The 11,477-nt window shown below is 42.3% G+C and carries 13 protein-coding genes; all 13 read left to right on the forward strand.

Annotated features, from left to right (window positions below):
- Position 1 precedes the first annotated feature (1 nt).
- Complete coding sequence (locus tag D6855_RS15190) at positions 2 to 499, forward strand: hypothetical protein (protein ID WP_120742610.1); 498 nt, start codon at positions 2 to 4, stop codon at positions 497 to 499.
- Between the two features lie 32 nt (positions 500 to 531).
- A complete protein-coding gene (locus D6855_RS15195; RefSeq protein ID WP_120742612.1) occupies positions 532 to 1,446 on the forward strand; it encodes an alpha/beta hydrolase in 915 nt (304 codons plus the stop codon).
- A gap of 16 nt (positions 1,447 to 1,462) precedes the next feature.
- Positions 1,463 to 2,230 (forward strand): alpha/beta fold hydrolase, encoded by a 768-nt coding sequence (locus D6855_RS15200; RefSeq protein WP_243111987.1) that lies wholly within the window; start codon positions 1,463 to 1,465, stop codon positions 2,228 to 2,230.
- Between the two features lie 65 nt (positions 2,231 to 2,295).
- A complete protein-coding gene (locus tag D6855_RS15205; RefSeq protein WP_120742614.1) occupies positions 2,296 to 3,225 on the forward strand; it encodes an acyl-CoA thioester hydrolase/BAAT C-terminal domain-containing protein in 930 nt (309 codons plus the stop codon).
- Positions 3,213 to 3,449 (forward strand): hypothetical protein, encoded by a 237-nt coding sequence (locus D6855_RS15210; protein WP_120742616.1) that lies wholly within the window; start codon positions 3,213 to 3,215, stop codon positions 3,447 to 3,449. Before D6855_RS15205 ends, D6855_RS15210 begins: the two co-directional genes overlap by 13 nt.
- Positions 3,450 to 3,563: 114 nt before the next feature.
- Positions 3,564 to 4,178, forward strand: coding sequence for a TetR/AcrR family transcriptional regulator (locus tag D6855_RS15215; RefSeq protein ID WP_120742618.1), 615 nt, complete (start codon positions 3,564 to 3,566; stop codon positions 4,176 to 4,178).
- 98 nt (positions 4,179 to 4,276) lie between these two features.
- Positions 4,277 to 4,879 (forward strand): MptD family putative ECF transporter S component, encoded by a 603-nt coding sequence (locus D6855_RS15220; RefSeq protein ID WP_120742620.1) that lies wholly within the window; start codon positions 4,277 to 4,279, stop codon positions 4,877 to 4,879.
- A gap of 12 nt (positions 4,880 to 4,891) precedes the next feature.
- Positions 4,892 to 5,668 (forward strand): energy-coupling factor transporter transmembrane component T family protein, encoded by a 777-nt coding sequence (locus D6855_RS15225; protein WP_120742622.1) that lies wholly within the window; start codon positions 4,892 to 4,894, stop codon positions 5,666 to 5,668.
- Positions 5,665 to 7,164, forward strand: coding sequence for an ABC transporter ATP-binding protein (locus D6855_RS15230; protein ID WP_120742624.1), 1,500 nt, complete (start codon positions 5,665 to 5,667; stop codon positions 7,162 to 7,164). Before D6855_RS15225 ends, D6855_RS15230 begins: the two co-directional genes overlap by 4 nt.
- A complete protein-coding gene (locus tag D6855_RS15235) occupies positions 7,157 to 8,890 on the forward strand; it encodes an ABC transporter ATP-binding protein (RefSeq protein WP_120742626.1) in 1,734 nt (577 codons plus the stop codon). The genes D6855_RS15230 and D6855_RS15235 overlap by 8 nt, the downstream gene beginning before the upstream one ends.
- A 4-nt stretch (positions 8,891 to 8,894) precedes the next feature.
- Positions 8,895 to 10,628 carry an ABC transporter ATP-binding protein gene (locus D6855_RS15240; protein ID WP_120742628.1) on the forward strand — a complete coding sequence of 578 codons (1,734 nt, stop codon included), beginning with the start codon at positions 8,895 to 8,897 and terminating at the stop codon, positions 10,626 to 10,628.
- A 164-nt stretch (positions 10,629 to 10,792) separates the two neighbouring features.
- A complete protein-coding gene (locus tag D6855_RS15245) occupies positions 10,793 to 11,194 on the forward strand; it encodes an ABC transporter ATP-binding protein (RefSeq protein ID WP_120742630.1) in 402 nt (133 codons plus the stop codon).
- 71 nt (positions 11,195 to 11,265) lie between these two features.
- A partial coding sequence (locus D6855_RS15250) for a hypothetical protein (protein WP_147368153.1) occupies positions 11,266 to 11,477 on the forward strand: 212 nt, incomplete at its 3' end.

The raw sequence follows: 11,477 nt of genomic DNA on the forward strand, positions 1-11,477 counted from the left end.
TATGCTGTTAACTGTTTTTCTGGCGTTAGTTTTTGGTGTGGCAATTACACTGATGATGTTTTCTGCTGTAGCATTTATTCAAGATAAGAAATTCTTTTCTTCAGCACCGAAAGAAGCGCAGGAGGCTATTTTGCCAAGGGAAAAAGAATTGTTCTACGGCGCTAGGACAATCGGATGGACATTAATGATATTTAGTTTTCTGATGATACTGGGCGTAGGCGTTATCTCAATCTGGGACGGTTTCAGGAGTGGTTACACGTTTGGACAGTTCTTTTTCAGATTTGTCTTTATATTCACTGTTTACAAGCTTTATGACATGATCTGCTTTGACTACTTCCTGCTCATGAAATTCCAGTTCTTTCAGTTTTATTTTCCGGAAGTTGAAAGTGTTTATAAGAACAGAAAGTATGGCTATAACATCAAGAGTCAGTTATTAAAGTTGTTAATCATTTTCCCGGCAGCATCAGCGCTTGCAGCCTGGATATGTTCATTGTTTTGAGAAATAAATTATTTTAAGTGGGGAACGAAGTAATGAGCGTTAAATACGAAATTCTTAAGCGCATAGTAAAAGCCGCAGGGCTCAAAAAGATGTGGGAGGGAAAATCTGCCGCAGACATTGTCGCTGCTAAAAAGAAGGCGAATGCAAAGAATCGCATACCTGATCTTAAAGATCCTGAGTTTAACATAGACCGGATAAAGGTTATGGGTTTCACAGTGATTAGGATGAAGCATAAAGCTAAGGCATCCCATGCCAATCTCTTTATCATTGGTGGTGGAATGGTGATGGCTCCAAGACCTGACGCTGTCAAGAAAGCACTCCGTTTTGCCAAGGAAACAGGAGTGGATGTGTACGTGCCTTACTATCCCCTTTGCACGGATTATCCCCTTACCAAAGCATATGCAATGATCCATGAGACATATAAAGAGATGCTAAAGGACTATGACGCTGGGAACATCTCGGTTCTAGGTACATCATCAGGCGGTAATCTTGCGCTGGGAATGGTTCCATACATCAATGACGGGCATGATGATACACCGATGCCTGGCTATATTCTAGCCATTTCACCTGGAACCTGCGTTGAAACAGATGAAGAGTGGGAGCGGATGCTGAAGCTTAATAAAAAGGATGTGGCAATTCCCGCAAGTTATATGAAAACTGCTGTAGATGTCATGAGACATGGGGATATGTCAGTGCCTGAATATATGATATGGCTTCAGAAGGCTGATTTTACAAACTGTCCCAGAGTGACTTATGTTTACGGCTCTGATGAGACCCTCTATGCATGTGCACCGTCTTTTGAAAAGGTCATGAAAAAATATGGTGTGGACTATGAAATGATCGTAGGCGAAGGCATGTTCCACTGTTATCCGGCATTCCCAATAGTGAAAGAGGCCCAGGAAGGCTGGGATAAGATGGTGGATTTAGTAAAAAATACAGCAAAATAGTAGGAGAGTACGAAATATGCAATTTGAAGAGATGGGGAATATGTCCGGGAAGACATTGATGCTGTTGCCGGGAACATGCTGTGACTGGCAGACGAATTTTGGAACAGTAATCGATAGTTTGTCAGAGAAGTATCATCTCATATGTGTGAATTACGATGGATTCGATGGAAGTGATGATATTTTTCCGGATATGATAACTGTAACTGAGAAAATTGAGAAGTACATAAAAGGGCACCATTCCGGGAGAATAGACGGGGCTATTGGGTCTTCTCTTGGATCTAGTTTTGTAGGACAGCTTGTTATGAGAAAGAACGTGCATATAGATCATGCCATATTTGGCAGTCCGGATCTTGATCAGAGCGGAAAACTATCTGCAAAGCTGCAGTCAATGCTTGTAGTACCTCTTCTCATAAGCTTTACAGGCAGCGAGAAGAAAAGAAATAAGTCAAAGGAAAAGCTGAAAAAGTTCTTTGAAATGGATGATGAAAACGCCGAAAAGTTCATGAGTTGTTTCTCAAAGTTTAATCCTGAGTCAATTAAGAATGAGTATTATACGGATCTCCTAACACATCTTGAGGATGATATCAGTGTAGAGCATACTAGGGCGCATTTCATTTATGCCAATAAGATGGGAGAGAAGTATCTGAAACGTTATAAGAAGTATTTCTATGACCCTGATATCAGAGAGTTTAACATGCAACACGAGCAGTGGTTGTTTGGCGGAAAGGAATATGCAGATCCCGTGCTAAAGGCAATAGATGTATTTATGGAAATGGAAGTTTAAGGGGCATTTTAAAAATTGTTTCAAGTATACAGGGCAAGTAATCACGATATAAAGGGACAAACAACATGAGTTTGATACAGTATACAGTGGAAAAAGACGGCTTCTGTGGATTGTTTTCACCGATTGCAGAAAACAGGAATGCAGCAGTTATCGTCCTGGAGGACGGACACCCAGATAACTATCTTGTAAAGACAGCGATGAAGTGGCTGAACAGGTCCGGTGTTTCCGCTATGGGTATCGGACCTGAAAAGTATATGAAAGGTGTTCACAACTGGTCGTTGGAGAACGTTGAAAATGCAGTGCATTTTCTTAAGTCTCAGGGATATGAGAAGTTTGGTGTGATAGGCAGTTCGTTTGGCAGCAATATGGCTCTTTCTGCAGCTGCCAGAATACCGGAAATTACACTGACCATAGCCTTGACACCGAATGACTGGGTATATTGGGGAATACTAAATGATAAAGTGGATGGCACTTCGGAAAGACCTGCCGATGGTGAATCAGCATTTACCTGGAGAGGAAAGCCTCTGCCATATATGCCCTCTCCATATAAGCATCCGGATTACTGGAACATGTTCAGGAAAGAGGGAAAACAGCGTGGAGATTTTGTTGCCTCGCTAAATCTTCATGACCTCGCTGAAGAAAAGCATCCAGTGACCGAAGCTGAAAGGATCCCGGTTGAAAAGATAAATGGTTACTTGATTCTCGCAGGAGCCAGGGACGATGTTATGTGGAATACCTGCAGGGGTATCTCCAGAATGAAGAAAAAGATTGAAGAAACCGAATGTAATTGCAAACTGGAAGTTCTCATTTATGATCATTGCAGTCATTTGATTTTCCCGGAATCCATGGTGAAGCTGCTTTTGCCGGATTTTTTGGTTGATCTGATCCTTCAGCGCTTTTACAGTGAGACGAAAGGCTTTGTAAAAGAATGCCGCAGGAGTCGAATAGACCTTGATGAACATATTCAGGTGGCGATTAAAGAATGGATGCGTTAAGCGCAGCCAGACATGATGCCGATGTTGGTAGGAATTCTAAAGAAAGCGGGATTTTCAGCAAGGCACTTTCCTGTGCAGGTGTGGTATTTGAAGCAAAATGGGATGCAGACGGCTACAAAACATTTCTTGAGGAAAACGGATTTGAAGTAAAGAGGTCAAAGCAGCTTGCATCCACGATACCGCTAATGTATACGGAATGCATAATAGAGAAAGGCAGTTATTGAAAAATATTATCGCTTTGTTGTAGTGAATACTCCTTGACGATAAAACCTGGAGTATTTATTATTAAGAAGTTGATAATCAGATTATCGGTAAATGTATTATCCAAGGAGAAGAGTATGTCTGTACCGGATAGAAGTATCGACCCAAGGCTTCTTGCAAGCGCACAGGAGGAATTCCAAAGAGTTGGGTTCTTAAAGGCTGAATTAAAGACGATATGCAAAAACGCAGGAATTACAACAGGCGCACTCTACAAGCGCTATAAAGGGAAAGAAGAACTCTTCTGTGCAGTTGTAAAGGATACTACAGACGCTCTTGATCGTTTTATTGACAGCCGTTCAAATGTGGACTTTTCGAATATGTCAGACGAAGAGCTGATAAATTCATGGAAAATGGATGAGAAGCATACGCTGGAGTTATTTAAGACCTTATGGGAGTTTCGCGATGGATTTACACTCCTAATAGACAAAGCTGCCGGAACAAGATATGAGAATTACCAGCACGATTTCTCTTTCCGTATGACCAAAGCATATTTACAGTTCTATAAAGCTGCAAAGGATAGAGGTCTCGTCAATGGGGAAATCAGCAAGGAAGAAATGCATATCCTGTGCTCATCCTTCTGGACAGCTGTATATGAACCTTTTATCCATGGCATGTCATGGAATGATATTGAGACACATTGCAAGGTCATATGCCGTTTCTTTGATTGGACAGACGCCATTGAAATCAATTGATACAGTTGTTATTAAGCCGTCGAAAGACGGCTAATAATATAAGTGCTGGTTAGCGATAGCTAACCTAGCGCATACATTTAAAGGAGGAATGAAAAAAGATGAAAAACACTAAACTTGTTGGTAAAGACCTGATTCTTACGGGAGCGCTCACAGCACTGATGTTTGTCATATATATGATAATCAGTATCGCCATGAGTTTTGCAGGCCCGGTCACTAATGTATTCTACCCGCCGGTTGTTTCGGTTGTGAACGGGATAGTAATGATGCTCCTTCTTGCGAAGGTACCAAAGCTGGGGGCATTATCCATTGCAGGAATTATTCAGGGATTATTATCATTTCTTGTCGGTGCGTTCTGGACAGTCGGAACGGGGCTCATAGTAGGAGCTCTTTTGGCGGATTTTCTTATTATCGGAAAAAATGAGATATCCACAAAGAAGATGATCGCTGCTTATTCAGTATTCAGTGGGATATTTACCTTTGGCGCAATTGCTCCCATGAATCTGTTAAGGGAAGCCTTTATGGAATTAACACTCAGAAACGGGGTTTCCCAGGAGTATGTTGATGGCCTTGTCAGGATGACTCAGTGGCCCATGCTTACAATCATTATTATCGCAGGTTTTGTAGGTGGTTTTATTGGCGGATTGCTGGGGCTTAAAGTATTAAAGAAGCATTTTGTAAAAGCTGGTCTTGTGCAGGCTTAATGGGTTTTGCAAATGGAGAATGAATCGATAAGGGAAAAAATTCTGGCTGTGTCCTATCATGGCACAGCCAGGCTGGATCCGAGGCTAAAGTTGATAATGCTTGTTGTGCTCGGATGTGTCAGTTTTTTTATAAACGGAGATATACCGGAACTGATGCTTATGCTTGCAGTTGCCATTTTTGTGTGCGCGGGAAGTGCATCGAAATGGGGAATAAAGATGCTCCTCATATATATCCTGATCTCATATCTCAATACCTGTCTTAAGTATTTATCCGTTCCTGTTATCAGCCTTATGATGAGTATGTTTGGAGTAACGGTGCTGAAAATGATCCCCATAATAACCTTGGGGAGATGGGTATTAAGAAGCACATATATGGATGAACTGACTGTGGCTCTTGAAAGAGCTGGCGTACCTCTTACGGTTACAATACCGTTTGTTGTTATGTTCAGATACATTCCTACGCTTGGTATCGAGTATAAAATGATCAGAAGTACTATGAAGATACGCGGTGTAAGCGATACGGTCTTTAAGGTTGTGATGCATCCGTTTGCAACGGTTGAATACATTCTGGTGCCTCTTCTCATGCGATGCTTAAAAGTCTCTGATGAACTGGCTGCATCCGGGACCACCCGGGGTATGGAGAGAGAGAATAAGCGCAATTCGCTCCTGGAAATAGAATTTGGCATCCGGGAGTATGCCAGTCTGGCAGGTATCGCCTTATTGGTTGCAGTCCTCTTTTTGTTGGACAGATTACAAGTTGGCCAGTATGTTTTGTGGGGGCATCTATGATACGATTTAAGGATTTTTCTTTCTGCTATGAAGGAATGCCTGAAGATACATTGAAAAATATCAGTCTTGAGATAAATGACGGGGAGTTTCTTCTTTTGACTGGACGGAGCGGTTGCGGAAAATCAACCATTTTACGCTCGTTAAATGGTCTGATTCCACATTTTTATCCAGGGAAGACTAAAGGAGAGCTTTTATATGAAGATCAATCCCTGCTCGAGATGACGCCCTCAGAGATTGCGGGAAAAGTCGGAACGGTATTTCAGGATCCTAGATCGCAGTTTTTTATGACTGACACTACAAGAGAACTTGCTTTCGGTTGTGAAAACATGGGGTACTCACGCGAAGAGATCATAAACCGGATTGAAAAAGCTGTGATAGATCTTGAACTGGCTGAATTTCTGGGCAAAAGTATTTTTTCTCTATCGAGTGGTGAGAAACAGCAGATAGCTATAGGCTCGGTGTATGCTCTGGCACCAAGTGTCTATATTTTCGATGAGCCATCAGCCAATCTGGACCATGAGGCAACAAGACGGCTGTCGGATATTATGAAGAAACTAAAGAGCGAAGGCTATACGATCATTGTAGCTGATCACAGATTCTACTACTTGAGAGACCTTATAGACACAGCCATATATATTGAAGATGGCCGGATTATCGCAAGATACAATAAGGATGAATTTTGCAGCCTTGATAAATCTCTCAGGGTACAAAAGGGATTAAGGTCCGCTTATCCGGAAAAGGAGTTGGGTGACAATTTTAAAAGACTGTCGGATAACAGACCAAGAGATACACAAAAAATATTTAAAGTGGATGATCTTTCTTTTTGGTATGACAGCAAAGAGAAAATATTGGAGAGAATTTCATTTGAAACAGTTCCGGGGGATGTTGTAGGGGTCATTGGTCATAACGGAGCAGGAAAGACAACTCTGATATCGGTTTTGACAGGCATAATGAAAGAGAAAACGGGTAAGGTTTATTTCGAGGGAAAGAGAATCTCGCCTTTAAAAAGGCGAAGATTATCATATCTGGTGATGCAGGATGCGGATTATCAGCTCTTTGCATCAAGTGTGGAAGAAGAACTTACACTTGGAACATCCAGGAAAGATGAAGCATTGGTGGCTCATACACTATCAAGACTTGCTCTTTCCGAATTCAGGGACAGGCATCCTGCTTCCCTGTCGGGTGGGCAAAAGCAACGTGTTACCATTGGTGCTTCACTTATAAAAAACAGCAGGATCCTTTATTTCGATGAACCTACCAGTGGCCTTGACTATGATTCGATGATAAGAGTGAGTGAGATGATAAAGGAACTCTCAGATAATGGGGCTATTATCTTTCTTGTCTCTCATGACTTTGAATTTATCACGAATACCTGTACAAGATTGCTTGATCTTGATGCAGGCAGTGATGGACAGATGATGGAACTTTGTGATGTAAACGTAGGTGAAATTGCTGCATTTTATTTCAATGTTCAGAGAGGAGAGAGCAATGTTTAAAAAAGTGGCTCCTTATATCGGAGAATACAAAAAGTATACCATTTGGGCAGTGTTAATGATGTCTGTAGGCATTATTGCAAATATTGCACCGTATTTTTTTATGTATCAGATAATATCGCCTCTTACGCGGGGTGAGCATATCGATGCATCCTATATTTTGCTGAGAGTCGTGGCGATTGCTATATGTGAGATTATTTTTTCCGTTACATATGTGCAGGGGCTGGAGTTTTCGCATATCAGTGCATATAACACACTGAAGAACCTTAGGATTTCTCTGCAGGGAAAGCTTGAGAAGCAGCCGCTGGGAAATATAACAGAGCTCGGTTCGGGACGTATAAAGAAGGTGTTTACCGATGATATAGATCAGGTTGAGCTTCTGCTGGCGCATGCAATTCCTGAGGGAATTGCCAATATCGCAATCCCCGCCATCATTATTGTTCTTATGTTTGTATTCAATTGGAGGCTTGGTCTTTTATCGCTGGTACCGCTTGTGGTGGGAATGTTTGCTATGGGCATGATGATGAAATCCGGAATGGAGAAGATGAATGCCTATTATGAATCCGCAGCAAATATGAACAATACAATCATCGAATATGTAAATGGCATGGAGGTAGTTAAAGTCTTTAATAAAGATGGCGATTCTTATAAGCGTTTTGGGGAAGTGGTAAGAAGCTATCGTGACTTTACCCTAGACTGGTACAAGGTCTGTTGGCCTTGGATGGCAGTATATTCAAGCGTCCTGCCATGCCTTGTACTCCTTATGCTGCCATTCGGTTCTCTGATGGTACTGAGCGGGACTATCACCCTGGATAAGATGGTGCTTGTATTCTGTATGTCCTTTGCTGTGGGCCCGTCAGTACTAAAGGCGCTTAACTTTGCAGGAAAGTTCCCGCAGCTCGACTATAAGATTACAGAGTTGGAAAAGATGATGGAACATCCTCCTCTTAAAGAAGGAACATCAGGATTTAAAGGGAATAATATGGATGTTGAATTCAGGGATGTTCATTTTAGCTACAAGGATGCAGAAGTTCTGCATGGAGTGGATCTTGCTCTCAAACAGGGAACAACCACAGCACTTGTGGGCGAATCCGGAAGTGGAAAGTCAACTCTTGCTAAGCTTCTGGTACATTACTACGATCTTGATTCCGGAAGTATAACAATAGGTGGGCAGGACATCACTGATATGTCCCTTGAGTCGCTGAATGATCAGGTGGCATTTGTTTCGCAGGAACAGTTTCTGTTTAATACAAGTCTGTATGAAAACATCCTTATAGGTAAGCCTGGTGCTACAAAAGAGGAAGTGCTTGATGCAGCGGCGAGAGCCCAGTGTAATGAATTTCTTGAAAGGTTTCCACAGGGAATAGAGACGCAGGCTGGCGATGGAGGCAAACAGCTCTCAGGAGGTGAACGTCAGAGGATTTCGCTTGCGAGGGCGATACTTAAAAATGCGCCGATCATAGTGCTTGATGAGGCAACGGCATTTATGGATCCCGAAAATGAGGAGAAGATGAATGCGGCCCTGGATGAGATAGTAAAGGAAAAGACCGTGCTCGTTATTGCTCACAGGCTTTCTACCATAAAGAATGCTGATAAAATCTGTGTGATGAAGGAAGGCAATTGTATCGCAGCAGATACTCACGACAAACTGATAGATTCCTGTGACGAATACAGGAATCTATGGGAAGCATCGGTTTCTGCAAGTACCTGGAAAGTTAGGGAGGCGTAATGTCATGATAAAGATAATGCACAGACTTATAAATAATACAGGAAAATATAAGGGAAGGATTCGCGCTTCATATATAACAGCTTTCCTTAAAGGACTCATGATGAAGGCCCCGCTTGTGCTGTGCTTCTTCTGTATAAGCTGGTTTATGCAGGGAGTGATGGATAAGACAAAGTGCATAATTCTGGGAGTGGCCGTTCTTTTAAGCGTTATTCTGCAGGCGCTTTTTGAGCATTTATCAAATGTCCTCCAATCGGCGGCGGGGTATATGGTATTTGCGGATATGCGCCTAAGACTTGGTGATCATTTGAGAAAGCTTCCCATGGGATATTTTACGGAAGGAAATATGGGAAAGATCAGTTCGGTCCTTGCCACCGATATGGTATTTATCGAAGAGAACTGTATGGGTGTATTATCTGAACTGGTGACCTTTATCATTTCACAGGGACTTATGACGGTCATGATGTTTGTGATGGATATAAGGCTTGGCCTGTTATCAGTGCTGATTGTCATGGCATTTATCATAGTCGGAAATCTTATGCTCAAAACTTCCGATAAGCATTCGGTGATAAAGCAGGAGGCAAGTGAGTCTCTGACAGAAGAAGTGCTTGATTTTGCCGAAGGAATAGGAATCATCAAGTCATACAATATGTTGGGCGAGAATTCAAAGAGGCTGACAGATGAATTCGAAAAGAGCTGCAGATCGAGCATAGACTTTGAAGCTGCTTACACCCCCTGGTCGAGGGCTCTTTACCTGACCTTTGGTATAGGTACCGCGCTTGTGCTCGCGATGTGTGCTTACCTTTTTAATGCAGGAGCAATATCGGATGTATATATGGTAGGTATGGCATTATTCCTTTTTGATATGTTTGTTTCTATCAAGAGCTATTACAGTCAGATGGCCAGGCTTACTGTCACAAATGCAAGCCTTGACAGGATAGAAGAAGTATTTGCAGCAGAGGAATTAAAGGATGAAGGAAGAAAAGAACTGGGAAGTATCTCAGATGCGGGATCCGCTCCTGCTGAGATCATGTATGATAATGTCAGCTTTGCCTATACTGATAAAGATGTGCTTAAGAATGTATCTTTCGAAGTGAAACAGGGAGAGATGACTGCACTTGTCGGCCCTTCCGGTGGAGGAAAGTCGACAATAGCCTCACTTCTTGCAAGATTCTGGGATGTTAAGAGCGGACGTATTCTTGTACGGGGCGAGGACATAAGAGACGTGTCATTGGGGAGTCTTATGGACAATATAAGTATGGTGTTCCAGAGAGTCTATCTGTTCCAGGACAGTGTATATAATAACATCGCCATTGGCCGCCCCGATGCAACACGGGAAGAAGTTGAAGAAGCAGCAAAAAAGGCAAGGTGCTATGACTTTATCATGAAGCTTCCCGAAGGTTTTGATACTGTGATCGGGGAGGGCGGAGCATCTCTTTCAGGTGGTGAAAAGCAGAGGATATCCATTGCAAGATGTATTCTAAAGAATGCGCCTATCGTTATACTTGACGAAGCAACATCAAGCGTGGATGCAGATAATGAAAGAGCAATCCAGGAAGCAATTTCAGAATTATGCAAAGAGAAAACTCTTCTTGTTATCGCTCATAGACTCAAAACCATAAAAGATGCAGATCAGATACTTGTCGTATCTGATGGAAAGATAGTGGAGCGAGGGGATCACAAGGTGCTGATGGATATGAATGGGGAGTATGCACATATGGTTGATTTGCAAGCTTCATGATAAAACCCGCTTGGCGAAGCGCCTGTTTGGCCGGGAATGAATGCATTTCATGTAAAGAAATAAATTGATAATAAATTAGACTGGAACTGCTTGAAAGTATCAGAGGAATAGATGATACGCTTCAGTATTCCTACGGTGAAAAGAGACTTAAGGAAATAGGCGACATGACTAAAGGCTTGTCGGAAAGACAAGGAGTTCTTAGCAGGCTTACCGGAACAAATATGGCGATAGCAAATATGCTGATCCTGATTTCTGATATTGTAATGCTGTTTGTATGCACCTGGTTTTATCAGAATGGGCAGGTGGGATTTGATGGATTTCTGATTCCACTTATTGCACTAATGTCATCCTTTGGCCCTGTCACAGCTCTGGCTGCACTTGGTACGACACTCCAGAGTACGGTGGCGTCAGGAGCAAGAGTGCTTGCTATCGTTGATGAAGAACCTGAGACGAAAGATATAACAGATAAAGCGCCAATAGATTTTGAAGATGCGGAAGTAAAAGATGTATCTTTTTCCTACGCCGGAGAAATAATGCTAGTGTGTCATATGTCTTTCCAGCAGTAGCACTGTATCGTTCAGTCGAACATTTCTATCCCGGAGAAGCTTTGGGTGTTACACGAGGCTTCGGAACTAAGATGGGACGCAGACTACAGGGAATCTTTCGCAAAATCACAGCTCTTCCGGGAATCCCTTCCCTTATGTGGAAAAGGATGGATAGAATTGCTGCAAAACTGAGCGATGGATATGAGATAAAGAACCTTAAAGTTTCTAAAGAACAGTGCTTCATGGATGTGGTAAGCTGTCCTCTTTATGATAAGGCACGGGAACTTGGGACTCCGGAAGCTGT

The organism is Butyrivibrio sp. CB08, from assembly GCF_003625485.1.
GTDB lineage: Bacteria > Bacillota > Clostridia > Lachnospirales > Lachnospiraceae > Butyrivibrio.